Origin of the sequence: Streptomyces sp. NPDC051217, assembly GCF_044455465.1 — a bacterium.
Lineage (GTDB): Bacteria > Actinomycetota > Actinomycetes > Streptomycetales > Streptomycetaceae > Streptomyces.
The window spans coordinates 19,562-43,486 of sequence record NZ_JBITEV010000003.1 but is presented as its reverse complement, the minus strand read 5'-3'; the positions used below and the strand labels follow the sequence as shown (position 1 = coordinate 43,486).

General features: G+C 69.7%; 19 protein-coding genes. 8 read left to right on the top strand and 11 right to left on the bottom strand.

Annotated elements, in window-relative coordinates:
* The first annotated feature begins 150 nt into the window (after nucleotides 1-150).
* The gene (locus tag ACIBBB_RS08435) at nucleotides 151-645 is read left to right on the top strand and encodes a hypothetical protein (protein WP_398980151.1); all 495 of its coding nucleotides are present in this window, start codon (nucleotides 151-153) and stop codon (nucleotides 643-645) included.
* A 77-nt stretch (nucleotides 646-722) separates the two neighbouring features.
* Here the strand turns inward: ACIBBB_RS08435 and ACIBBB_RS08430 are convergent, their stop codons facing one another.
* The 4 genes from ACIBBB_RS08430 to ACIBBB_RS08415 all read right to left on the bottom strand — a co-directional run bounded on the left by ACIBBB_RS08430 (nucleotide 723) and on the right by ACIBBB_RS08415 (nucleotide 5,572).
* Entirely contained in the window at nucleotides 723-2,234 is a 1,512-nt protein-coding gene (locus tag ACIBBB_RS08430; RefSeq protein WP_398980149.1) for a DUF1996 domain-containing protein, read from the bottom strand.
* A 199-nt stretch (nucleotides 2,235-2,433) separates the two neighbouring features.
* A complete protein-coding gene (locus tag ACIBBB_RS08425) occupies nucleotides 2,434-3,087 on the bottom strand; it encodes a response regulator transcription factor (protein ID WP_189108028.1) in 654 nt (217 codons plus the stop codon).
* Nucleotides 3,072-4,337 carry a sensor histidine kinase gene (locus ACIBBB_RS08420; RefSeq protein ID WP_398980147.1) on the bottom strand — a complete coding sequence of 422 codons (1,266 nt, stop codon included), beginning with the start codon at nucleotides 4,335-4,337 and terminating at the stop codon, nucleotides 3,072-3,074. The genes ACIBBB_RS08425 and ACIBBB_RS08420 overlap by 16 nt, the downstream gene beginning before the upstream one ends.
* Before the next feature lie 224 nt (nucleotides 4,338-4,561).
* Nucleotides 4,562-5,572: an NAD-dependent epimerase/dehydratase family protein gene (locus ACIBBB_RS08415; protein WP_398980145.1), complete on the bottom strand. Its 1,011-nt coding sequence runs from the start codon at nucleotides 5,570-5,572 to the stop codon at nucleotides 4,562-4,564.
* 209 nt (nucleotides 5,573-5,781) lie between these two features.
* Here ACIBBB_RS08415 and ACIBBB_RS08410 point away from each other — a divergent pair, with 209 nt between their 5' ends.
* Nucleotides 5,782-6,381: a hypothetical protein gene (locus tag ACIBBB_RS08410; RefSeq protein ID WP_398980143.1), complete on the top strand. Its 600-nt coding sequence runs from the start codon at nucleotides 5,782-5,784 to the stop codon at nucleotides 6,379-6,381.
* A 56-nt stretch (nucleotides 6,382-6,437) separates the two neighbouring features.
* On the top strand, nucleotides 6,438-7,937 hold the full coding sequence (locus ACIBBB_RS08405; protein ID WP_398980141.1) for a PepSY-associated TM helix domain-containing protein: 1,500 nt from the start codon (nucleotides 6,438-6,440) through the stop codon (nucleotides 7,935-7,937).
* A gap of 62 nt (nucleotides 7,938-7,999) precedes the next feature.
* Here ACIBBB_RS08405 and ACIBBB_RS08400 read toward each other — a convergent pair whose 3' ends face one another.
* From ACIBBB_RS08400 to ACIBBB_RS08390, 3 genes are all read right to left on the bottom strand, one after another.
* Nucleotides 8,000-8,560 carry a winged helix-turn-helix domain-containing protein gene (locus tag ACIBBB_RS08400; protein WP_398980139.1) on the bottom strand — a complete coding sequence of 187 codons (561 nt, stop codon included), beginning with the start codon at nucleotides 8,558-8,560 and terminating at the stop codon, nucleotides 8,000-8,002.
* A gap of 466 nt (nucleotides 8,561-9,026) precedes the next feature.
* On the bottom strand, nucleotides 9,027-10,184 hold the full coding sequence (locus ACIBBB_RS08395; protein ID WP_398980137.1) for an ARPP-2 domain-containing protein: 1,158 nt from the start codon (nucleotides 10,182-10,184) through the stop codon (nucleotides 9,027-9,029).
* The gene (locus tag ACIBBB_RS08390; protein WP_398980135.1) at nucleotides 10,181-11,668 is read right to left on the bottom strand and encodes a hypothetical protein; all 1,488 of its coding nucleotides are present in this window, start codon (nucleotides 11,666-11,668) and stop codon (nucleotides 10,181-10,183) included. Before ACIBBB_RS08390 ends, ACIBBB_RS08395 begins: the two co-directional genes overlap by 4 nt.
* Before the next feature lie 218 nt (nucleotides 11,669-11,886).
* Here ACIBBB_RS08390 and ACIBBB_RS08385 point away from each other — a divergent pair, with 218 nt between their 5' ends.
* On the top strand, nucleotides 11,887-12,825 hold the full coding sequence (locus ACIBBB_RS08385) for a Gfo/Idh/MocA family protein (RefSeq protein ID WP_398980133.1): 939 nt from the start codon (nucleotides 11,887-11,889) through the stop codon (nucleotides 12,823-12,825).
* 64 nt (nucleotides 12,826-12,889) lie between these two features.
* Here ACIBBB_RS08385 and ACIBBB_RS08380 read toward each other — a convergent pair whose 3' ends face one another.
* On the bottom strand, nucleotides 12,890-13,537 hold the full coding sequence (locus ACIBBB_RS08380) for a hypothetical protein (RefSeq protein ID WP_398980130.1): 648 nt from the start codon (nucleotides 13,535-13,537) through the stop codon (nucleotides 12,890-12,892).
* A 283-nt stretch (nucleotides 13,538-13,820) separates the two neighbouring features.
* On the bottom strand, nucleotides 13,821-14,975 hold the full coding sequence (locus tag ACIBBB_RS08375; protein WP_398980127.1) for an epoxide hydrolase family protein: 1,155 nt from the start codon (nucleotides 14,973-14,975) through the stop codon (nucleotides 13,821-13,823).
* A gap of 291 nt (nucleotides 14,976-15,266) precedes the next feature.
* Between ACIBBB_RS08375 and ACIBBB_RS08370 the strand changes: the two genes are divergently transcribed.
* Nucleotides 15,267-15,554, top strand: a complete 288-nt coding sequence (locus tag ACIBBB_RS08370) for a hypothetical protein (RefSeq protein ID WP_189108017.1) — start codon at nucleotides 15,267-15,269, stop codon at nucleotides 15,552-15,554.
* A 53-nt stretch (nucleotides 15,555-15,607) separates the two neighbouring features.
* Here ACIBBB_RS08370 and ACIBBB_RS08365 read toward each other — a convergent pair whose 3' ends face one another.
* Together ACIBBB_RS08365 and ACIBBB_RS08360 are read right to left on the bottom strand one after the other, a co-directional pair.
* Entirely contained in the window at nucleotides 15,608-15,796 is a 189-nt protein-coding gene (locus ACIBBB_RS08365) for a hypothetical protein (RefSeq protein ID WP_398980125.1), read from the bottom strand.
* Nucleotides 15,793-16,086, bottom strand: a complete 294-nt coding sequence (locus ACIBBB_RS08360) for a hypothetical protein (protein WP_398980123.1) — start codon at nucleotides 16,084-16,086, stop codon at nucleotides 15,793-15,795. Before ACIBBB_RS08360 ends, ACIBBB_RS08365 begins: the two co-directional genes overlap by 4 nt.
* A 516-nt stretch (nucleotides 16,087-16,602) precedes the next feature.
* On the opposite strand from ACIBBB_RS08360, the gene ACIBBB_RS08355 reads away from it, so the two are divergent.
* The 3 genes from ACIBBB_RS08355 (at nucleotide 16,603) to ACIBBB_RS08345 (ending at nucleotide 23,837) form a co-directional block, all read left to right on the top strand.
* Nucleotides 16,603-18,363 (top strand): ThuA domain-containing protein, encoded by a 1,761-nt coding sequence (locus tag ACIBBB_RS08355; RefSeq protein WP_398980121.1) that lies wholly within the window; start codon nucleotides 16,603-16,605, stop codon nucleotides 18,361-18,363.
* A 108-nt stretch (nucleotides 18,364-18,471) separates the two neighbouring features.
* Nucleotides 18,472-21,057 (top strand): PQQ-dependent sugar dehydrogenase, encoded by a 2,586-nt coding sequence (locus tag ACIBBB_RS08350; RefSeq protein WP_398980119.1) that lies wholly within the window; start codon nucleotides 18,472-18,474, stop codon nucleotides 21,055-21,057.
* Entirely contained in the window at nucleotides 21,054-23,837 is a 2,784-nt protein-coding gene (locus ACIBBB_RS08345) for a glycosyl hydrolase family 95 catalytic domain-containing protein (protein WP_398980116.1), read from the top strand. Before ACIBBB_RS08350 ends, ACIBBB_RS08345 begins: the two co-directional genes overlap by 4 nt.
* Nucleotides 23,838-23,925: the final 88 nt, after the last annotated feature.

Below are 23,925 nucleotides of genomic sequence, written 5' to 3'. Positions count from 1 at the left end.
GCGGTCCTCTGTCCTCAGTTACTGGTGTGCAGTCACGGGTGTGACAACAGGTGCATGCGGAGCGCACGTTAATGATGGGGAGGGGGGTGGGCAACGATGTGATGCGTCGTTCACTCGCGCGGGGGCTTGTGAAGAGGGCACGATGGCCGAATGCGTACCGAGCGACCCCGAGTGGCACTGGTGGTGCCGGCCCTGGCCCTGGCTCTGCTGAGCGGCTGCGGCGCGAATGACGACGAGGCCCCTGAGACGCCGAAGACGGCGACCGGGAGCCTCGAACAGCTGGCCGAGAAGGCCAAGTGTGATCCGAACGTGCAGACCGACGCCGAGGAGTTGCGTCAGGCGAACTGCAAGACGGGCTACGGCAGATACATCCTCACCACGTTCGCGACCGACCGAGGTCTGCGCGAGTGGATCAACGAGGCCAACGACTACGGCGGTTCGTACCTCGTCGGCAGGAAGTGGGTCGCCAGCGGCGACGCGAAGGTGGTCGAGTCGCTGCGCGGACGGCTGGGCGGGACGGTCGAGACGGCCCCGGAGCACCACTCGGGGGGCGGTGACGACGGTGGCGGCAGCGACAGCGGCGGTCACGGCGACAGCGAGGGGCACGACGGAGAGGGCCACTCGGGCCACCCCGAGAAGAGCTGACGGCAACAGGCACCGGAGGGGCTGAGTAGGCCCCTCCGGCGCCTGGGAATTACGTCACACCGCTAGTGGCGGTTCGTTCAGTTGCATTCCTTGCCGGTGTTGATGCAGTCGACCATCTTGTTCATCACGTTGTCGTCGAAGACATTGATGAAGTCTCCGTGGTCGGTGATGGGCTTGTGCAACTGCTCCGGGAACGAGTCCACCGCGAATCCGGGACCCGGCGGGAGGTCGTACACGATCCGCTGCTTCAGCTGCGGAATCGCCTGGAATCCCTCCTGGCACTGACCGTTCTGGTCGGCGAACGCGACATGCGTGCGGTGATTCGCGCTGTCGGTGTTCTGTCCGTCCCAGCAGCTCTGGAAGGCGAACGAACGTACTACCTGGCTGCCGGCGGGGCAGATCGGGTATTTGTCCTTCAGCTGGCGGTCCTCGAATCCGGTGCAGCTCCACGAGGCATTCGCGTTGGCGTTGCCGTTGACGAACGCCTTCGCGTCACCGGTGATGATGCGGAGGAATCGGGGCATTGCCGTGACCTTGGACGTGGCATTTCCGGCGAATTGCAGCGTGACCTCGGAAGGCGTCTGGATCTCGCCGACGTTGCCGTCCTTGCCGCCGCCGTCCTCGTTCGCGTCGTCCTCGTTCTGACCGTTCTGGAGGCGGATCACCGGCCAGTAGTAGGTGGACTTGTCGCCCTGCTCGTTGCAGGTCGTCTCACCGTTGGCGAGGTCGTCGTCGCTCGCGAAGGCGTTGTTGGCCTGGTTGCCCACGTAGTCGTGCTTGTGGTGGGCGCCGTTGCTCACACCGGGCGCGGCGATGACGTTGTCCGAGTTGAAGAGACCGTTCTCGTTCCGCCCGCAGTCGGTGGTGAAAGTGCCGGTCGAGGCCTGTTCCTGCTCCTGCGGCTGCTGCACGTTGGGCTCGACGGACTCGATGTCGACGAAATCGGAGGCATCGGGGCCGTTGCCGGGCGGCGGCGGCTGCTCGCCGCCGCCGGTGTCGCCGCCCTGGCCGCCGTCCTGGCCCGCGTTCTGACCCTGACCGCCGTCCTGCCCGGCGTTCTGGCCGCCGTCCTGACCCTGGCCGCCGTTCTGGCCGCCGCCCGGGTCACCCTCGTTCGGAGTGTCGTCGGGGCGCATGGTGCACGGCGCCAGCGACTCCAGGCTCTTCTGCCAGTGCCCGGCGCGCTTGAGCGCGGAGCGGATGGTCTTGAGGCTGGCGAGCCGCTGCTGCTTCAGCGGCTTCAGGATCTTCTTCTCGGTAAGTTTCGGATCCCTCTCCAACTTCGTTTTGTTGTCGGCGAAACGCTTGTAGGCGACAGTGATCTGCGTGTCCATCCGGGCAAGTTCCCGGTCGACCTGGGCACGGGCCCGCCTCGGCACCTTGGTGAGCTCATTCGCGACTTCTGGACAGTCGATGGTGGACATCTGCCGCCCGGCATTCTGGATCTGCTGATCCTGACCGGAGCGGCCTTCTCCCGCGGATGCGTAGACATTTACCGCTACCAGCCCACCCCCGCCCAGAATCAAGGCAGCCGCGGCCGCGATGGCCCGGTTCGCCAGTGTCGAGCGTTTTCTTGACGTGCGTCCCATGGAACTCCTCAAGCTTCAGTGCCGGTTCTCAGGGGGGTCTCCGGCGGGGGGAGGAAGCGCTCCGTTCCATACGGACGTCATTCGCGGCCTGTTCAGCCCCACAAGGAATTCATAGAAATCTCCATCAACAAACCGGGCGGATGCCCTCAACACGCCCCGCCCGGGGGCCCCTTCAGCGAGCGCCGGGGCGCTCAGTCCGTCACTGCTGTCCCCGGTCCAGATAGGCGATCACCGCGAGCACCCGCCGGTTGTCGTCGTCCGACACCGGCAGCCCCAGCTTCCCGAAGATGTTCGAGGTGTGCTTGGACACCGCCCGCTCCGTGACGACGAGTTGGGAGGCGATCGCGGCGTTCGACCTGCCCTGCGCCATCAGCTCCATGACCTCGCGCTCACGCGGCGTCAGCTGGCCGATCGGCTTGTCCTGGGCCCTGCGGGAGAGGAGTTGCTGGATCACCTGGGGGTCCATCGCCGTACCGCCGGCGGCGACCCGGCGCACCGCGTCGATGAACTGGTCGGCGTCGAAGACCCGGTCCTTGAGCAGATACCCGATGCCGCCGTTGCCGTCGGCCAGCAACTCCCGTGCGTACAACTGCTCCACGTGCTGCGACAGGACCAGGACGGGCAGCCCGGGGCGGTCCCGGCGCGCGGCGAGGGCGCACTGGAGGCCCTCGTCGGTGTGGGACGGCGGAAGCCGGACGTCGACGACAGCGACGTCCGGCTCCAGCTCCGCGAAAGCTTTGGTCAGTTCGGGTCCGGTCTCCACGGCGGCCAGGACCTCGAAGTCGTACGCCTCCAGCATCCGGACCAGACCGTCACGGAGCAGGAAGAGGTCTTCGGCTAGGACAACTCGCAAGGGATCTCCACGGTGACCATGGTGGGGCCGCCCTCGGGACTGCTGACGGCCAGGATGCCGTCGAATGTACCGAGTCGGCGCTCCAGTCCGCTCAGCCCGGTGCCGGAACCGATCTTCGCGCCACCCTCGCCGTTGTCGCCGATCGCGACCCGCAGCATGGAGTCCGAGTGGATCATGTCGATCCAGATCCGGTCCGCGTTCGAGTGCTTGATCGCGTTGGTGAGGATCTCACTCACCGCGAAGTACGCGGCCGACTCCACCGGCGCGTCGGCCCGGCCCCGCAGATCCACCTGCACGTCGGTCTCCACCGGCAGCCGCAGCGCCAGCGCCTTCACCGCGTCGCCCAGACCGCGCTCGGCGAGCACCGGCGGGTGGATGCCCCTGACCAGGTCGCGCAGTTCGGTCAGCGCCTCGGCGGAGGACTGGCGGGCGTTGGCGATGAGCTCCTTGGCCTTGGCCGGGTTCTTCTCGATGAGCGCCTCGATCGTGCCCAGGTCCATGCCCATGGCGACCAGTCGGGCCTGTGCGCCGTCGTGCAGATCCCGCTCGATCCGGCGGAGTTCGGCGGCGGAGGTGTCCACGGCGTCGTGCCGCGTCTCGGTGAGGTGGGCGACCCGCTGGGCCAGCTCCTGGTCCTGGTTGGGGGCGAGCAGCGACTTGGCGAGCAGGAAGTGGCCGCGCTGGATGTCGCCGCCGTAACGGAGACCGACCGCCGCGATCGCCGCGCCCAGTGCCGCCGCGAGCAGGCCGGTCAGCTGGCTGTCGACCGGGACGAAGCCGTACCAGTACGCCTTGTCCTCGAAGACCTGCCAGAGACCGGCCGCCAGCACCAGGCCGTCCAGCGGATAGATGAACAGGCCCACGGAGATCAGGGCGACCGTCGCCCCCGCCGTCATGTCCACCAGCAGCCACGTCAGATCCCGCCAAGTGGCCGGGTCCTTCAGCATCAGCGTGGTCCGCTCCACATGGCCGGTGACGCCGGTGCGCAGATCGGCGGGCATCGGGCGGTACGGCACAGGGATCTTGACGTCCGACCAGGTGGCCGCGAGCAGCCGGCGCCGGTTGGCGTGTGCCCGCACCGCGGTCAGCACGTAGGGGGTGGAGAAGAAGCCGAGGCCGAGCAGGACGAAGGTGATCGAGAGCACCGACAGGACGAACAGTGTGATGGAGCCGGCCAGGGCGGTCACCGCCAGCACCAGCCCCCGGCCGGTGGTCCTGCCCGCCTCGGCGAACATCTGCTTCCCGTTCATGGTGAATCCTCTCCTCGTCGCCCGTGCCCCGACGGCGACCGGCCCTTCGCCCTCTGACGGGCACGACCATCAGTCTGCCGTGCGGTGCCCGTCGTACGTGAGCGGTTTCCGCCCCCAATCGGTGGTGTACCTAGCACCACTCGCACAACCCCTCCGAGCAGGATCCGCGACGAATCCGTCACCGGGAGTCAATGAGCCGGGAGGCGTCGGCAGGTGTCCGGGAGTCAGCGGCCCAGCAGGTCCGCCTCCACCTCCGGCGCGAGCCCGACCCTCAGCCGGTCCGGGCGCTGCGGGGCCTCGCCGCCGATCGACCGGAGCCACGCCCAGGTGTCGGCGACGGTCTCCTCCGCAGGCCGGCACCGGAGCCCCGCCGCGAGCGCCTTGGAGACGTCACCGCTGTGCATCATGTCGTGCACTTCACCGCGCGGCAGCCAGATCGGCAGCTGCGTCCACGGCTCGACACCGGCGGCGAGGATCGTCTCCGGATCCGTCCAGCGCAGCTCGGCGTCCGACCCGGTGACCTCGACGCACGCATCCAGCAGCCCGCCCATCGTGACGTGGCCGGGCGGACTCACGAGGTTGTACGCGCCCCCGAGGCCGCGCGCCGCCGCGTCGAGGGTCCACTCCGCGAGGTCGCGTACGTCGATGTACTGCAACGGGTTGTCGCGCGGTCCCGGCGCGAGCACCTGGCCGCCGCGTGCGATCCGCCCCAGCCACCACGGCAGCCGCCCCACGTTCTCCCACGGGCCGAGGATCAGGCCCGCCCGCACCAGGAGCGCACGGCCGCCGAAGGCCGCCTCGGCGGCCAGTTCGCCGCCGCGCTTGTCCCGCGCGTAGTCGCTCGCTTCCGCGTCGGCCGACGCGCCCTCCACCAGCGGACCGTCCTCGGGGAGCCCGGCGGGGGTCGGGTAGGCGTACACGGAACGGCTGGAGACGTACGCGTAGTGGCCCGCCCGGCCGGCCAGCAGCCGGGCCGCGTCGAGGACGACGGACGGCGCGCCCGACCAGGTGTCGACGACCACGTCCCATTCGGGGGCGCCGCCGGTGCCGTCGGTGCCGTCGGTGAGGGCCGCGAGGCCGTCCGGCGCGGTGCGGTCGCCGTGCAGGACACGGACGCCCGCCGGTGCCTCGTGACGGCCCCGGTGAAAGACGGTCACCTGCCACTCCCGCGCCAGCGCGGACTCGGCCACGGCGCGGCCGACGAACTCGGTGCCACCCAGTATCAGAAGTCTCATCCCGCAACTCTGGCACGGGACTGTCCGATTACCGGATGCGTTCTGCTGCGGGCATAGCAGGTCAGCGCCGTTCGCACCATCTGCCGCACACGCCACGGGAATGGCAGCATGAGCGCACCATGACAGATGCCCGGTCGCCGATGCGCGCCTTGCGGGCCGCGGTCCTCGCGGCGGTGTGCGTAACACTGGCAGCCGTGGGGCATTCGTCCATGTCCACGCATGAAATTCCGCTCGGTGCCCTTACGGCGGCATTCGCCGTGATCGCGGGCCTGTCGTGGCTCGCGGCCGGACGGCGCCGGGGCATCGGCTTCATCGGACCCGCCGTGCTCGGCGCGCAGGCCGCGCTGCACGTGACGTTCTCCGCCGTCGGGATGGACGGCGCGGCACCGTCGCCGGACCACACCCACGCGACGGCGGGCATGGACATGGGAGAGGCTGCGGGCGCGGAGGGGGTCGGCGGCACGGTCGCCGCAGTCCTTGCCGTCGTCGGCGACACCTCGTCGGGCATGCTCGCCGCCCACCTGCTCGCCGGGGCGGTCTGCGCCCTCTGGCTGGCCCGCGGCGAGGCCGCGTTCTTCCGGCTCGCCCGGACCGTCGCCGCCTTCGCGTTCACCCCGCTGGGGCTGCTGCTCGCCGCGCCCCGGCCCCTCGCCGTACCGCCGCCGGTACGGCCCCGGCACCGCTCCCGCGCGCCGCACCGGCCGTGCGGCGCCGTGCCGGCCCATGCCGTGTCCCGGCGCGGCCCACCGGCCCACGGCGCGCCTCCGATCCGTACGACGGCCTCCGGGGCCGCCGCCGCCATGGTCTGACCTGGGCGGGGGCCGGGGGGCCGATCCCCCGTGCCACGCCAACTCCTAGGACAGTCATGGCCATTGACGACCCCGTACAGGGCGCCGACACCCCACCCACCGGTCTCACGACGAAGAAGAAGGCAAGCGCCGAGGCAGGCGCGAAGAAGGCCGAGAAGAGGCCGAACTCCGCGCCGACCACCACCTGGGGCGCGGTGCGCCCGCTCGTCCTGCGGCTGCACTTCTACGCGGGCCTGCTCATCGCCCCGCTCCTGCTGGTCGCCGCCACCACGGGGCTGCTCTACTCGCTCTCGTACCAGACCGAGAAGATCGTCTACCGCCAGGAGCTGAGCTCCCCGGACAGCGACCGTGCGGCCATGCTCTCCCAGCAGGTGGAGGCGGCACGCGCCGAGCACCCCGACGGCAAGGTCACCGCCGTCTGGCCCTCGTCGGACGACGAGGAGTCGACCCGCGTCCTGATGACGATGCCGGACAGCGAGGAGAGCAAGTCGCTGGCCGTCTTCGTCGATCCGCACACCGCCCAGATACGCGGCGAGCTGGACAGTTACGGCTCCTCCGGAGCCCTTCCGCTGCGTACCTGGCTCTCCGAACTCCACCGCCATCTGCACCTCGGTGAACCGGGTCGTCTCTACAGCGAGATGGCCGCCAGCTGGCTGTGGGTCGTCGCGCTCGGCGGGCTGCTGCTGTGGATCGGCCGCAGAAGGACCTCGAAGCGCGCCCTGCTCCGGCCCGAACGCGGGGCCACCGGCCGCCGCGGAACGCTCACCCGGCACGGCTCGCTCGGCATGTGGGCGGCCACCGGATTCCTGCTGCTCTCCGCGACGGGCCTGACCTGGTCGACGTACGCGGGTGCCAACATCGGTGCTGTACAGGACCAGTTGGGCGGAGCCACCCCCGTCGTATCGGCCGAGCTGAAGAGCGGCGAGAGCGCGGGGGCCGGCTCCGGGACGCACGAGGGACACGAAGGACACGGGGGCGACAGCGGGCCCGGCGGTGACCACGAGGGCATGGACATCGGCATCGACAACGCCCTGACCGCCGCGCGTCAGGCCGGGCTCGACGGCCCGGTGAGCGTGAAGCCGCCCGCCGAGGGGACGGCGTACGTCGTCGCCCAGCGGGACAACCAGTTCCCGGTCCGGCTGGACTCGGTCTCGGTCGACCCGGGCACCGGACTGATCCTCGACGAACTGCGCTTCGCCGACTACCCGTTGCTCGCCCAGCTCACCCGGATCGGCATCGACGCCCACATGGGGCTCACGTTCGGCCTCGTGAACCAGTTGCTCCTCGCCGCCCTCGCCCTCTCGCTGATCCTGATCATCGTGTGGGGCTACCGCATGTGGTGGCAGCGCCGGCCCACCCAGGACCGGAAGCTGGGCGTGGGCAAACCGATGGCGCGCGGGACCTGGCGGAAGGTGCCGCTGTCCGTGCTGCTGCCGCTGATCGCCGCGGCGGCGCTGGTCGGCTGGTTCGTACCGCTGCTCGGTATCACGCTGGTGGCGTTCCTGATCCTGGACGCGGTGCTGGGCGCGGTGGCGCGGGCGAGATCGGCCACGTAGCCCCACGTGCGGGGCCCCCGCCGGTACGCCCGGCGGGGGCCCCACACGTATGACGGGACCGGCTACGGGACGTACTTGTAACCGACCCGCCGGATCGTCCGGATCGTCTGCCGGTGCTCGGCGCCGAGCTTGCGGCGCAGCCGGGCCACATGCACGTCCACGGTCCGGCCGTCGCCCACGTGTCCGTAACCCCAGACGGTGGTCACCAACTGGTCACGGGTGTGCACGCGGTGCGGGTGTGCCACGAGATGGGCGAGCAGCTCGAACTCGAGATACGTCAGCTCCAGGAACCGCCCGTCGACCTCGGCGGTCCGCTCGTGCGAGTCGATCCGCACCGGCCCCGCCTCGGTGACTCCACCGGGATCGGGGACGGGCGCCGGGGGGTGCTGATCGGCCGGTACGAGGACGAGGTACCCGACCATCGGCGGCCTGCCCGGCAGCGTCGGCAGGGTGTGCGCCGGGGCGGGCAGCCAGGTGGACCCGGGAGGCAGGAGATCCACGAGTGGACCGGGCACGTCGGCCGCCGGTAGCGGCACGACCTCGTCCCGGTCGACGGCTCGCAGCCGGGTCCGGCCGGAGGGGGGCGGGGTGGCGGCGGGTGAGAAAGGGCGGGAGTTCGCCATGAGGGGTCAGCTCTTTCGCGCGAAGGATGTCGTCGAGTCGACAGGACGGGACGTACGTCATTCGCGACGGCCGAAGGCCTGGGAGCAGGCTTTAGAGGGCCGACGCGTTCCTCACGCGGCAACACACCCGGTCGAAGTCGTGATGCTGCCGGGACGGCCAGAACGGCTCAAGGTCGATGAGACCTGACGCGTCGTGCTGAAGGCTGGCCATGCCCTCATTGAAGCAGACACGGAGGCGCAACAGGAGGTCCCTTTCAAGGCGCGATACGGCCAGAGCGGTACGCGCGCCGCGCTGGGCCGTCGCGGCAGGCCGACCGGGCACGGTCGCCCGAGCCGGCCCCGTGACGGCCGGATGCCCCCGGACCGACGTCAGTCCCACTCGCCCGGTGTCAGCCCTCCGGTTCGTCCGGCCGGTCGGCGGATGAACCGGACCGGTCAGGCGGGGCCTCCGGCCCGCCCCCTCGCGTCACCGCAGCAGCGTCCCGAAGCCCGCCGCGTGGATCCGGCGCACGATCTCCTCAGGCGTCGTGCCCAACCGGTCCGCCGTCCGTGCCAGATGCCAGTCGTTGTCCGCCAGGTTGTTCAGCAGATGACCCCGCCTGATCTGTGCCGGAGACAGCCGGAACGTCTTCAGGTACGCCGTACGCCCCTTGCGGTCCCTGATCAGCTCGCCGATGTGCTGCTCGTCGGAGCCGACACGGAACGGCGGCAGGAAGCGGTACAGGTCGAAGGAGCCCATGCGGTAGACGCGCTCGAACGAGTACGACGTGCCGAGCAGTTCACGCGCCATCACCGTGTCGTGCGACTCGCTCCACGCCCGTTCCTGCGCCCGCGCCGCCGCCCGCAGATCGGCGAGCGTCGCGATGTACCGCCCGTCCCCCAGGTGCGCCTCGAAATCCGGTACGGGGCCGCCGAAGTGGCCGTACTGGTAGATCAGCTCCCCGTACATGTCCTGGAGCAGCGTCGGGTGCAGAGCACGGTAGTCGTCCGGGTGCGGCACCACGAACGCGGCGGCGAGCGCGTCCGCGACGTACACCATCACCCCGCACTGTCCCGGATGGATCTCGAAGACCCGCAGCGCGTCGGCCAGCCCGTACACGTCGAGCCCCAGATAGGCGGACTCGGAACGGGGCGAGAGGCCCTGCCGCAGAGCCTCCCGCGACCACTGGTGCCACGCGATCGTCGGCCCGCGGAAGTGCAGCGCCAGATACCCCTCCATGGACAGATGCAGCGGCAGGAACCGGCAGCGTGCGACGGCTCCGGCCGGCCGGCCGTCCTTCTTCTTCGACGGGCGCCGCTTGACCATGCGGTGATGCTGGTCGACGGCCATCGCCGTGGGGCGTGCGGTGTTCAGCTGCGTTCCGTACGCGGCCGACTGCCCGCCCCCCGTCCCGTTCTCCGCCTCCGCCGAACCCCCGCCGGACCAGTCCGCGACGAGGCCGTGCGGGATGTACGACACATAGCTCGTGCCCGGCGACACCAGGACCTCGCCGAACCGGTGGTACACCTCCCGGTGCAGCCGGAGCCCCGGCATCGGCTCCTCACGCACCAGCGGCACCAGCCGGACGCCGCCCCACACCTGGGCCGGGCGCGTCGTCAGTCCGGTGAAGTCGAGCCCGGTCACGTCGCCTTTCCCCCTTCGTACTCGTACAGAAAGCTCTCGATCCGCCGGTCCAGATACGCCTGGAGCTCGGCCAGTCCCGTACGCCCCTCCGCGAACTGCGCGATCTCCACCAGCGCAGGCAGATCCTCCGCGTCCCGGATCCCCGCCGTCGGCACACTCGCCGCCAGCCGGCGCACGTCGAAGCCGTCGGCGTCGTAGACGGGATTGAGATGGACCACCGTCGTACGCCGCTCCCGGTCCAGCCGCGTACGCCACACCCGCAGCACCTCGCCCGCCAGCCCCGGAGGCGCGTTGTCCCAGCCGTCCGAGACGAGGACGAGCCGCTCCGGGGCGTACTCCAGCGCGTCGATGACCCGCATCCCCAGCGGCGTCGGACCGTAGGGGCGTACGAGGAGCGGGTCCGTGCGCCCCGATGTCCACCACGCGCCGTACGACCCCGGGCCCGCGAGCGCCTCCAGCAGGAAGTGCCCGCCGAGGGCGACGGCGAGCGGACGGCGGCGCTTCTCGCCGGAGCCGGACGCGGAGTAACTGTCGTCCAGAACGGCGGCGACCCGCCCCCACGTCCCGGTGTACGGCCCCGCGACCCGGCGCGCCGCCGTGCGCAGCGCGTGCGTCAGCTCCGCGCGCCGCCGTACCCGCTCCTCGATCGTCAGCGACAGGGCGTACAGCGCGAGCCTCGTCAGCGGCATGACGGAGAGATCCGTCCGCACGGGGGCGCCCGCGGCGTCCGCGCCCGCCTCGCGCTGCGTGCGCAGCCGTTCGAGCCGGGTCATCCGGGGCGTGATCCGCTCCACGAACGCCGAGCGCTCGACGCCGTGTTTCGCCGCGAATCCCTCGGCGACGGTGAACGGCAGTTCGTAGATCGCGCCCTGCTCGTAGTGGGCCCGGCGGTACGCGTCGAGCAGTCGGTGCTCGTAGCGCGGGCGTACGCCGGGCTCGAAGAGGAAGTCGCCCAACTCACCCGCCGCCGGGGCGGAACCGGTGGCCGTCCTCAGCGGCAGATGGAAGTGACGGGCCGCCGTCTTCAGCCCGGCGCGGTACTTCACCGCGTCGTGCCCCAGGTCCGGCCGGGCCGCCAGCCAGTCGCGCAGGATCGCGCGGGTACGGCGGTTGCCGACCTTCGCGGCGCGCAGCGCGCGGAAGAGGCGGTAGACGCGCTGCGGCGGCAGCAGCGCCAGCCGGGCGGCGATCAGACGGCCCTCCGTACGCTTCTGGTCCGCGCTCGCCTCGCCGGCGGTCCGCAGCAACTGCTCCACGACACGCGCCGCGTTGTGGTCGTTGATGTCGAGCGCGAGCGAAGCGGCGTACACGGTGCGGTAGTTGACCCGTACGTACTCGTGGAGGAAGTCGAGCGAGAGCCGCTGCTGATACGCCTCGGAGCGGAATTCGCGCTGGCCGGTCGACGTGACCGCGGCGTTGACGAAGAGCAGTACATCCTCGGCCGCGATCAGGTCGGAGTAGGTGTCGGTCCCCGCCTCGGTCATGGTCTCTCCCCCCGGTGCCCATGTCCTTCAGACATGCTGAAGCCGGCCGGGGCATGGGGGCGCGAACAGCGAAATTATTGCTTCAGAGGCAAGTCCCGGAAGTCGCACCGGAGGCCCGCGGCCGGCCCTCGAAACGTAGCACCAGGGGTCCCGTACCGCGCCACCCAATTCCCGGTCCGCCCTGGGCGGCGCGGGGCGCGGGCGGCACACTGATCCATATGAGTCAGCTACGCATCGCACTTCTCGGCACCGGCCCCTGGGCCGAGCGCACGCACGCCCCCGCCATCGCGGCCCACCCGGATGTCGAGTTCAGCGGCGTCTGGGGGAGGCGGCCCGAGGCCGCCGCCGCCCTTGCCGCCGCTCACGACACCAAGGCGTACGCGGGCGGCGGTGACGGAGACGGCGGTTCGGGCGCGGGCGGCCTGGACGGGCTCGACGCGCTGCTCGCCGCGAGCGACGCGGTCGCCTTCGCCCTGCCGCCGGACGTCCAGGCGCCGCTCGCGGCACGCGCGGCGGCGGCCGGCTGTCACCTCCTCATGGACAAGCCGGTCGCGACGACCGTACCCGGCGCGCGCGCCGTGGCGGACGCGGCCGAACGCGCCGGAGTCGCCTCGCTGGTCTTCTGCACGCTGCGCTTCGCCTCCGAGACCGCGGAGTGGATCCAGGAACAGGCGGCGGTGGGCGGCTGGTTCACGGCACGCGCCCACTGGCTCGGCGCGCTGTACGCGCCGGGTACCGCGAGCCCCTACGCGGACTCGCCCTGGCGCCGCGAGAAGGGCGGCCTGTGGGACGTCGGCCCCCACGCGCTCTCCGCGCTGCTGCCGGTGCTGGGCGATGTGACGGCCGTGACGGCGGTACGGACCGAGCCCGACCTCACGCATCTGGTGCTCACGCACACGTCGGGCGTGAGCAGCTCGGCGATGCTGAGCCTGAGCGCCCCCGTGAAGGGCGCGGGCACGGGGTTCGAACTGCGGGGCGAGCACGGCACGGTCGAGCTTCCCCAGGGATGGGGCGACCCGGCGGACATCTTCGGCACCGCGATCAGCGCCCTGCTCACGGCGGCGCGCACGGGCGAACCGCACGCCTGCGACGTGCGGTTCGGCCTGCGGCTGACGGAGATCCTCGCGGAGGCGGAGGAGCAGCTGACCGGGCCTTGACGGGGTCCTGACCGGGTCCTGGGGGCCTGGCCGGGTCCTGACCGGACCCTGGCCGGTGCCGGGATCAGCCCACGCGCTCGATCCGCGCGTTGCGGATGAGGAACTTGCCCGGTTCACGGACCTGTTCGAACGCCGCGTCGTTGAGCAGCGCACAGCTGCCCGACGGCGCGGTGACCCGCACGGTGGTGGACTTGTCGTTGTCGAGGTTGGTCACCTTGAGCGTGGTGCCGACGGGGAACTCGTTGCTCGACGCCGCCGGGGCGCCCGCCTCGCCGGACAGCGTGACGGTCGATCCGGCACAGACGACCTCACCGACCTGACCGGCACCGGCTCCGGCACCCGCGTCTTCGCCCGCGCCCGCGTCCTCCCCGGCGCCCGCACCCTCGTCACCGGCCGGCGGTGCAGCCTCCGCCGGAGGTGCCGCACCCGTGTCGCTCACGCCCACCTCGCACCCGGACGCCGCCTGCTTCCGCTTGATCTCCTCGATCACGTCCTGCCGGTTGGCGATGCGCGCGTCGGACAGGGCGTCCGGAGCGGCCCGCTGACCGTCGATGAAGCGCTGGTTGTTGCCGAGGGCGGTGTTCAGCCCGTCGCACTCCACCGAGGCCTGGCTGGTGCCGGTCATCGCCACCGCCGTACCTCCCACCAGCGCGGCCGCGCCGACGAGCAGGGCGATCCTCTTCTTCGGGCTGAACGACTTCTTGCGCGACACGTGGGGCTCCTGTCCCCGGCCGCGGGGGCGGCCGGATGGGTTCCGTGTGCCGTTACGTACGGGCGGCGGGCCCGTACCGCTCAAGCGCCCCGGCAGCAACTTGCCTAACCCCGGGCCCAGTTCCGCTTCCGGCTGTCATCCGAAGGTACGGAGCATCGCCACCGTCTTGCCGATCACGGGCCCCGAAGTGCGCCCGGCCGAGCGCCACCGCCCGTTCCCCGTAGGCGGGCGGGCGCGTGCCGACCGGTCCGGCCCACACCCGCCCGCACGCCTCGGGCCTACGTCAGCTCGCCGACCTCAACGGCCGGAAGAACGTGCGCAGTTCTCCCGCCACCTGCTCCGGCTCCTCGTGCGACATGAAGTGCCCACCGCGTTCCGGCGTGCTCCAGTGCCGCAGATCGGCGCAGAGCCGTTCGGTGAGGCCCCGGGGCAGCCCCTTGAACGCGGGCTCATTGCTCAGGGTCACGGCCGCCGGCACATTGATCGTCGGGACCGGCTTGTTGAGCGGGTAGTCGTAGTACTGCCGGAAGGACGTTCCGATACTCCCGGTCACCCAGTACAGCGTGGCGACCGTCAGGAGCGTGTCCTTGTCCCAGCGGCTCCCCAGATCGCCGTCGCAGTCGCTCCAGTCCCGGTACTTGTCGATGATCCAGGCCAGCAGCCCGGCGGGGGAGTCAGCCAGCGCTGCCGCGATCGTGTCGGGCCGGGTGCACATGACCTCGCTGTAGCCCTGGTCGCCGACGTCGTAGGCCTTGAGGTGGTCGAGATACGCCTGTTCCTCGGGCGTCGCGGGCTGCTTCTCGAAGTCCGTCCCGATCACGGCGGAGGTGAGGTGGATCCCGGCGACATGGCCGGGGTACAGGGCGCCGATCCACTGCGTGACCCCGCCTCCGATGTCGCCGCCGAAGGCGCCGTACCGCTCGTATCCCAGCGTCCCGGTCATCAGCTCGTGCCACATCTCGGCGACGCGCCTGCGGGTGAACGGCCCGTCGGGCAGCGCCGAGTAGAGGAAACCGGGCAGCGACGGGACGATCACGTCGAACGCGTCGTCCGGGTCACCGCCGTACGCCGCCGGATCGGCCAGCCGGTCGGCCGCCTTCAGCATCTCCACGAAACTGCTGGGCCAGCCGTGCGTCATGATCAGGGGCAACGGCTCGGGCGCGCCCTCGGTCCGCCTCCCCGGGACATGGACGAAGTGCACCTGTCGGCCGGCGACCTCGGCGATGCGGTGGTCATAGGCGTTGAGGGCGGTCTCGGCCTTCCGCCAGTCGAACCCGTCCGCCCAGTGGGCGACAAGCTCGCGCAGATAGCCGGGGTCGGTTCCCGCCAGCCAGAAGGTGCTGTCGGACGCCTTGGTGAAGAGAGTGCGGTTCAGTCGGTCACGCAGGTCTTCGAGTACATCGTCGGATACGGAGATCCGGAACTGCTCGGTGGTCATGTCTTCCTTCGCTCAGAGAATCTGTCCGTTGTACGGACGGCTCCTGGCGCGCGGGTCAGACGGACGCGACGACCAGGAGGGCCCGGAAAGTTCGGTTGCACATCGGGCTCCACCTCCTCGCGATACGTGTTGCGCCGGACTGTACAGGAGCGGCCGGGCCATGTCCCCGGGGTTTCGGGCCATGGCTCCCGCTTCCCCTCAAACCCCGTCTGGCCAGGGGCGATTGTCAGTGGGGGGCGGTAGAATTGTAAGTGTTCGTGAGGGTTCCACCACCGTGCCGGGAGGTCGCCGATGGCCGTTGCCACTATCACGACGAAGCTCTTCGACATCACACCGCCAGCCGCCAAGTCCGTGCAGCGCAAGCCACTGCCCGCGGGACAGCCCCGTGAGTGGTACGAGACCCACAACCGCCGCCTCAAGGCCATGCGCCTCGCCATCGCCCTGCTCGACTCGGGCGTGTATCACCCGGCGAACGCGAACAACCGAAGGATCCGTTCGACGGCGGCGCTGATAGGCATCCATCCGCCGTCGGACACGACGTGCCGCATGGTGCGCGCCCTGATCCGCTACGGGCGCTGACGGCCCCCGGAAGCCCGAGAACAGCGACACAGCAGGGCACCCGCCCCCGCCGGTCACCGGCGGGGGCGGGTGCCCTGCCGTCTGTCGTGTCCGGCTTGCCGAGTCCGGTGATCTGCCGAAGCCGGGCACATACATATACGGCAGTCGCCATCGACGTCGATGGCGCCATCACCGTCATCGCCGCGGCCGTCGACCGGCGCGCGGGCGGTGGACGCGATGACTTCGGCCTCGATACGCGTCACGGTTCCTCCTTGGGCGCCGGAGTCCGGTGCCGTACGAATACGAGCCGTTGCTCGCCCGGACCGGGCGGCCTGGTCCACGGCCCGGTCATGACCGTGTGCAGCCGCCCGTGCTGGATCGCGAAGCGCGGCAGCGAGAGCCCGAACGTGTCCGCGACGGCGGTGAGTATCCGCCGCTCACCCGCCCGCTTGTCCTCGCTCCCGTCCTCCTCCGCTTCCTCCCTCGTCCTCGGCGCGGCCGCCCACTCCGCGTTCCACCGGTCCAGAAAAGGTCCCCACCCCAAGATCTCCATGTCACTCATAGTGACATCGACCACTGACAATCGGTCGGCCGCGATGCGGACACGGTCAGAGCGGCGGCGAGGCGGCCTGCGGCGGCTACGGCGCCTTCCTCACGTCGCTGACCCTGGCGCCCGCCAACCGCAACCCCGGCATGGCCGAATTCATCAACGGCTCCGAGGGTGAGGAAACATGAGCGACGAGTTGGGCGTCCGTCCCGTTCTCGACCTCCGCTGAACGGGGCGCATGTTCCGTCCAGGCCGACCGTGACCCACCACGGCGTGAAGATCCGATCAATCGCGGTGGCCGATTCCCGTTCCCCGCCCTGCTGTTGAGGGCTGTCTTCGCCAGGGGAGAGGTCAAGGGGGACATTTTGTCATGGAGGAAAACTAATCTTCGGATAGTTCAGCGCCGACCCTTGACCCCCCTATACCTCCGATGTTCACTACGCCTGACGACGCCGCCGCCTCGTCGCAAATCACCGCTTCGCTCAGCCAGCGCCTTCGCGCGCCCCGAGAGAGGACCGGATAGTGCGCTCTGTGTCCCGCGCCCTGATCGCGCTCGTTCTGGCGGCCATGTCGCTCGTCGCCGTACCGCAGGCCCCACCTGCCGAGGCGGCGCCCGCCTCGACCCCCGCCCCGGCCGCGGCTCCGACCCGCGCCGCCGCGCCCCTCACCAAAGTCCTGGTCTTCTCCAAGACCGCCGGATTCCGGCACTCGGCGATCCCGGCCGGGATCGCCGCCGTCCAACGGCTCGGCGCGGCCAACGGGTTCACCGTCACCGCCACGGAGGACGCCGGCGCGTTCACCGCCGCCGGCCTGGCGCAGTACCAGGCGGTGGTCTGGCTCTCCACCACCGGCGACGTGCTGAACACCGCGCAGCAGACCGCCTTCGAGTCGTACGTCGCGAACGGCGGCGGTTACGTCGGCGTGCACGCCGCGGCCGACACCGAGTACGACTGGCCCTGGTACGGCGGCCTCGTCGGCGCGTACTTCGCCTCCCACCCCGCCACCCAGCGGGCCACCCTCAAGGTCGAGGACCGCGCGTCCGTCTCCACCTCGCATCTGCCGCAGCGCTGGACCCGTACCGACGAGTGGTACAACTACCGCGCCAATCCGCGCTCGGCGGTGAAGGTGCTCGCCAGCCTGGACGAGACGTCGTACTCCGGCGGCACCATGGGCGATCATCCGATCACCTGGTGCCAGGACTACCACGGCGGACGTTCCTGGTACACCGGCCTCGGCCACACCGAGGAGTCGTACGCCGACCCCGCCTTCACCACCATGCTCCTCGGCGGCATCCAGACCGCCTCGCGCGCCAAGGCCGCCGACTGCCGCCCGGAGACCGGCTACACGCCGCTGTTCGACGGCAGCCAGGCCAGCCTCGACAAGTGGCGGCAGGCGGGCGCGGGCAGCTTCAGCCTCGCCGACGGCACGCTCTCCTCGGTCGGCGGCATGGGCCTGCTCTGGTATCCGGTGACGCCCTTCGCCAACTACTCGCTCAAGGCCGACTGGATGATGCCGGGCGACGACAACGGCGGCGTCTTCATCGGCTTCCCCGACCCGCAGGGCGACCCCTGGAAGCCGGTCGACCTCGGCCACGAGATCCAGATCGACGCGTCCGACGGCGACCCGACCCGTACCACCGGGAGCGTCTACAGCTTCCAGGCGCCCGACACGGCGGCGCGGGCGGCGGCGCTCAACCCGCCCGGGACCTGGAACAGTTACGAGATCGCGGTGCACGGCCGGCACGTCGAGATCTGGCTCAACGGCGTCAAGATCAACGACTACACCAGCAACCGTGACATCGCCCTGGGCCACATAGGCATCCAGAACGACGGCGCGGGCCTGGATATCAGCTACCGCAACGTCCGCATCAAGCAGGACGGGGCGCCCGCCACCGATCTCGCGCGGGGCAAGCCCGTCACGGTCACCAGCGTCGAGCCCGGCAGCACCCACGCGGGCGCCAACGCGGTGGACGGCGACTCCGCCACCCGCTGGGGCAGCGCGTACTCCGACCCGCAGTCGATCACCGTCGACCTCGGCGGCGTCCATACGCTCCAGCGGGTCCGGCTCAACTGGGAGACCGCCCACGCCACGGCGTACACGGTCCAGACGTCGACGGACAACTCCACCTGGCGCACCGTCAGTACGGTCACGGCGGGCAACGGGGGTCTCGACGAGCTCGCCGTGAGCGGCACCGGGCGGTACGTACGGGTCCTGGGCACCACGCGCGCGACGCAGTACGGCTACTCCCTCTGGGACCTCGCCGTGTACGGCACCAGTCAGTAACCAGTCACCACTCGATCGACCCGCCCGGACGACCTGGGGCGTGACAGCACGTCTGTCGCGCCCCGGGCCGTCGGGGCGCCCCACCCGCGATCGGCCCCTGGAGGTTCCGTGTTGTCGCGCGCTGTCGCCTGCCTGACCGCCCTGTTAACCCTGACCGCACTTCTGCTCGCGCCCGGCGCCATGGCAGCCGACCCGGAGGCCGACGCGAGACCCGCGGCCACCGCGTCCACGGCCACCGCGTCCGCGGTCGCCGCCGACCCGAAAGCCAGGGACCGTGCGGCCGCCGCCCCGCCGCCCACCAGCGGATTCGAGAAGGTCAAGCTCGACGGCGGACTCGGCATGGGCGAGCCGATCGAGCTCGCCGTACTGCCGGGCGGCAAGGTCCTCTACATCAACCGCGGCACCAGCGCCGCCGGCGGCCAGGTCCGCCTCTACAACCCGGCCACCAAGTCCACGACGGTCGCGCTGACCATCCCTTTGGACGCGCGCTTCGAGGACGGGCTGATCGGCATCACCCCGCACCCGAAGTTCGCCACCACCGGCTGGGTGATGCTGTTCTACTCGCCCAAGAGCACCCCGCTGGTGAACCGGATATCCCGGTTCACCTTCAACCAGAGCACCAACACCATCGCCCCGTCCAGCGAAGACATGATCATCGAGTGGCCGACCGAGCGTGAGATGTGCTGCCACTCGGCCGGCTCCATGTCCTGGGACACGGCGGGCAACCTCTACTTCGCGGTCGGCGACAACACCAACTCCGGCGGCGACGCGCAGGGCATGGCCCCGATCGACGAACGCCCCTCCCGGCACGCCCAGTTCGACGCCCAGCGCACCTCGGGCAACGCGAACGATCTGCGCGGCAAGATCAACCGTATCCACCCGGAGGACAACGGGACGTACACCGTCCCCGACGGCAACCTCTTCGCCAAGGGCACCGCGGGCACCCGCTCCGAGGTCTATGTGATGGGCGTGCGCAACCCGTACCGCGTCTGGGTCGACAGACAGGCCAACAACACCCTGTACTGGGGCGAGGTCGGCCCCGACGCCGGAGCGACCATCCCCGCGCGCGGCCCGGCCGCGTACGACGAGTTCAACCGCGCCACCGGCCCCGGCAACTACGGCTGGCCGTACTGCGGCGGCCCCAACGTGGCGTACAACGACTGGGACTTCGCGGCCAACCAGCCCCGCGGCTGGTTCCCCTGCGGCGGCGGCGCCGGCCCGGTCAACAACTCCCCGCGCAACACCGGCATCCAGCAACTGCCGCCCACCAAGACGTCATTGGTGTGGGAGCAGCACGGCGGCAGCAAGGAGTGGCCGCAGCTCGACAATCCGGGCGGCTGCGGTTCGCCCAACCACACCGAGGTCTACCACTACGACGCGAATCTCAACTCCGACGTCAAGTGGCCCCAGTACTACGACAACAAGCTGCTGATCTCCGAGTACTGCCGTAACTGGATCAAGGAGGTCCAGTTCACCAACGGCAACGCGTCCACCGGTACGCCGACCGCCATCGAGCCGGTCCTGGACGGCATGAAGCTCGTCCACCCGATCGACATGGAGTTCGGCCCGGACGGCTCGCTGTATCTCCTCGAATACGGCAGCGGCTACTTCTCGGGCGCCGAGGACGCGGGGCTTTACAAGATCAACTATGTGCAGGGCGGCCGGTCACCGCTTGCCAAGGCGTCCGTGAACAAGGACAACGGACTCGCTCCGCTGGCCGTCACGTTCTCCAGCGCGGGCAGCAGCGACCCGGACAACAACCCGCTCAGCTACGCGTGGGACTTCACCGACAACGGCAGCACCGACTCCACCGCCGCCAACCCGTCCTTCACCTACCCGTCGAACGGCAGCTTCCAGGCGAGACTCACCGTCAGCGACGGCACCGGCCGCACCGGCACCGCGACGATCCCGGTCGTCGTCGGCAACAACCGCCCCACGCTGACGATTTCGCAGCCACCTGCGGGCGGCGCGTTCGAGTGGAACGAGAACGTCACGGTCACCGCGTCGGCGACCGACCCCGAAGACGGCGCGGCCGGTCCGATCGACTGCTCGAAGGTGATCGTACGGATCGCCCTGGGCCACCAGGAGCACGCGCACGAGATCGCCGAAGGCACCGGATGCTCCACGACCTTCAACACCGGACCGATCCACTCCGGCCTCGACGCCACCCAGTTCTATGTGGTGCGGGCCAGCTACACGGACAAGGGCGCCGCCGGCACCGTACCGCTGACCGGGGAGAAGGAACTCAGCCTCTGGCCCAAGAAGTGGCAGGCGGAGCACTTCGCGCAACTGTCCGGCCCCCAGGTCATCACCGCCGCCGGGGCCGAGGGCGGCAAACGCCTGGGTGACGTGCAGAACAACGAGTGGGTCAAGTACCACCCGGTGAGCCTCAAGGGCGTCACCGGCATCAGGGCCCGGGTCTCCTCCGACAAGGCGGGGAACGTGGCGACCTTCCGGTACGACTCCGTCACCGGTCCGGTGGTCGGGCGGGTGACCGTGCCCAACACCGGCGGCTGGGAGACATACGCCGAGGTCAACGTGCCCGTCACGAACGCCGTGGAACAGCCGCGGGATCTCTTCGTGGTCTTCACCGGCGGCTCCGGCGCCATTCTCGACCTCGACAGCTACACCTTCACCGGGCCCGGCATCAGCCGCCCCGCCACCGTGAACGGCCGTGGGAGTGATACACAGTGACCACCGCGAGATCTCCGAAAACGCGCGTCTTCTCCGGTACGAGAACGAGAACGCGGGCCGCACGTCTGCTGGGCGCGCTGCTCGTCCTGGTCTGCATGGTGAGCGGCCTGTCGGGCGGGTCACCGGCCGTCGCCTCGCCCACCGACGCCGCCTTCAACTCCTCGACCGGCACGCTGAATGTGGACCGCGCGAAGTACCTGTCCAAGCACGATGTCGTCTACAACCGGCCCACCACGGAGCCCAAGCACGGTCTGACCGTGGGCAACGGCCGGGTGGGCGCGATGGCCTGGCAGGACAACGGCCTCAATATGCAGGTCTCCGGAGTCGACACCTCGCAGCAGACCGCCTTCGGCGCCGGACTGATCAATCTCTCCACAACCCCCGCGATGGACAGTGGCTACTCCACCTTCCAGCAGCGCCTGTCGCTGTACGACGGCACCCTCACCACCACGTACGACAACAACCGCACGGTGACGGTGATGGGACAGCCCAACTCCGAGGTCATGGGCATCCATGTCGAGGACTCCCGCTCCGGGGTGACGGCCGTCAATCTGGATCTGAGCCTGTGGGATGTCTCCTCCCTCGGCAACGACGCCGACGTGCCCGACATCAACACCTGGCGTACCGTCTCCACTTACGCGGACTCCGCCGGCGCCGGCCTGAGCCGGGGCCAGGCGGACCCGCAGAACTTCGGGTCCACGCTGGGCGCGACCGTCGAGGGCGCCGCGTACACCACCCGGGTCGTCGACGGCCGCAAGGTGCGGCTGTCGATCACGCCGGACTCCAGCTACACGATCTGGTTCACCGCGAGCAGCCGCCTCAACGCGCCCAGCCACGACTCGGTCGCGCAGGCGAAGCGCGCCCTGGCGGCGGTGAAGGCCACCGGATACACCAACACGTTCACCAGTTACCGCGACTGGTGGCACGCGTTCTGGAACAAGTCGTTCGTGCAGTACTCCAACGGGTCGCGTGAAGCCGACTACATGGAGAACGTCTACTACCTCTCCACCTACATGATCGCCGCCGCCGGGTACGCCAATTATCCCGCCCACTTCATCAACGGCGCCTTCCGGGCCACCGGTGATGCCACGAAGTGGAGCAGAGCGTACTGGTTCTGGAATCAGCGAGACCTCTACAATTCTTTCCTCGCCTCCAACCACACCGATCTGATGGCCGGGTTCAACAAGCTGTACAGCAGGAATTTCGACGCGTTGAAGGCGTACACCCGCACGCGTTACAACGTGGACGGTATCTGGGTACCGGAGACGATGGGCTGGGACGGAAACGCCCGCGGCACGATCAACAGCGACTATACGAAGAACATCTGGTCGACCGGTGCGCAAGCCGCGTACAACATGTATCTCCAGTACACGTACACGAATGACGCGAACTATCTGCGCAACACGGCCTATCCGTTCATGCGGGAGGTCGCGAAGTTCTACGCGGCGAAGCTGTCGCACAACAGCTCCACGGGCAAATACTACGTGGCCACGTCGAACGCGCACGAGACGTACTGGAACGTGCCAAACGCCATCACCGACCTGACAGCCGTACGCACCCTGTTCCCGCTCGCCATCAAGGCCGGTGCGCAGCTCGGTCTGGACGCCGACCTGCGCCCGCAGTGGCAGAACATTCTGAACAATCTGATCGCGTACCCCTCGGACACGGCCGCGAACACCTATCTGCCGCACCAGCCGCCGATCGCGCAGACGCGCAACAACGAGAATGTCGCGGCGGAGATCATCTGGCCCTACGACCTCACCGGTATCGGATACCCCGACCACCAGAAGGCCGTCAACACCTGGAACGCCAGGCCGTTCCCGTACGGAAACGTCTGGTCGAACGACGCGATCCAGGCCGCCAGACTCGGGCTCGGGAACCAGGCGTTCCAGGGCATGAAGACCATGCTGAACAAGTACCAGAACTATCCGAACGGCATGACCAACAACACCAACGGTGTCTTCGAATACCTCGGCGTGCACCTGGCCGCGACGAACGAGTCGCTGCTCCAGTCGTACAACGACAAGATCCGGGTCTTTCCCGCCGTCCCCACCGATTCCACCTTCGTCGGGAAATTCAGCCTGCTGGCCAAGGGTGGATTCATGGTCAGCTCGGAGAGGGAGGCCGGCGAGGTCAAGTACGTCGGACTGAAGAGCCAGTTCGGCAACGCGGCCCGTGTCGTCAATCCGTGGGGCACCCAGGAGGTCAGGGTCCGCAGGACGTCCGACAACGCCGTCGTGACGACGTCCAGCAGCGCCGAGATCACGTTCAACACCGGGGCGAACCAGGTGTACGTCGTCGAGCGGACCGCCAAGCCGCTCAGCTCGTACAGCCAGACGACGCTCACCGGCACCGCGAACCAGGGCATGAAGTCCCTGGCCGGAACCAGCTCCACGCTGGGGTCGAACGGGACCGCCGACCCGATGGTGAACAACACCGCGCTGACGTACGACAACAACTGGCATCTCACGAACAGCCGCGGCTACGGCGACTTCAACGACGACACCCACCACAGCAACACGGTGGACGCGGTCGCCTCGTACACGTTCAACGGCACCGGGATCCAGTATCTGTCCGAACGCAACGGCGACATGGGGACGGTCGACGTCTATCTCGACAACGTCTTCCAGGCGACGGTGAATCTGAGAGCCGACGGCGCGAGACAGGTCCAGCAGGTCGTGTGGCAGAAACAGGGGCTCACTCGCGGCTCGCACACGATCAGGATCGTGAACCGCAGTACATCGGTGGGGATGGTGGACGCGCTGCGTATCACTCCCTGACCGGTGACCGGTGACCGGTGACCGGTGACCCGGGCCACTTGGCCCGGCCATGACCGTGGCCCCGCGCGGAGGACGCCGCGCGGGGCCA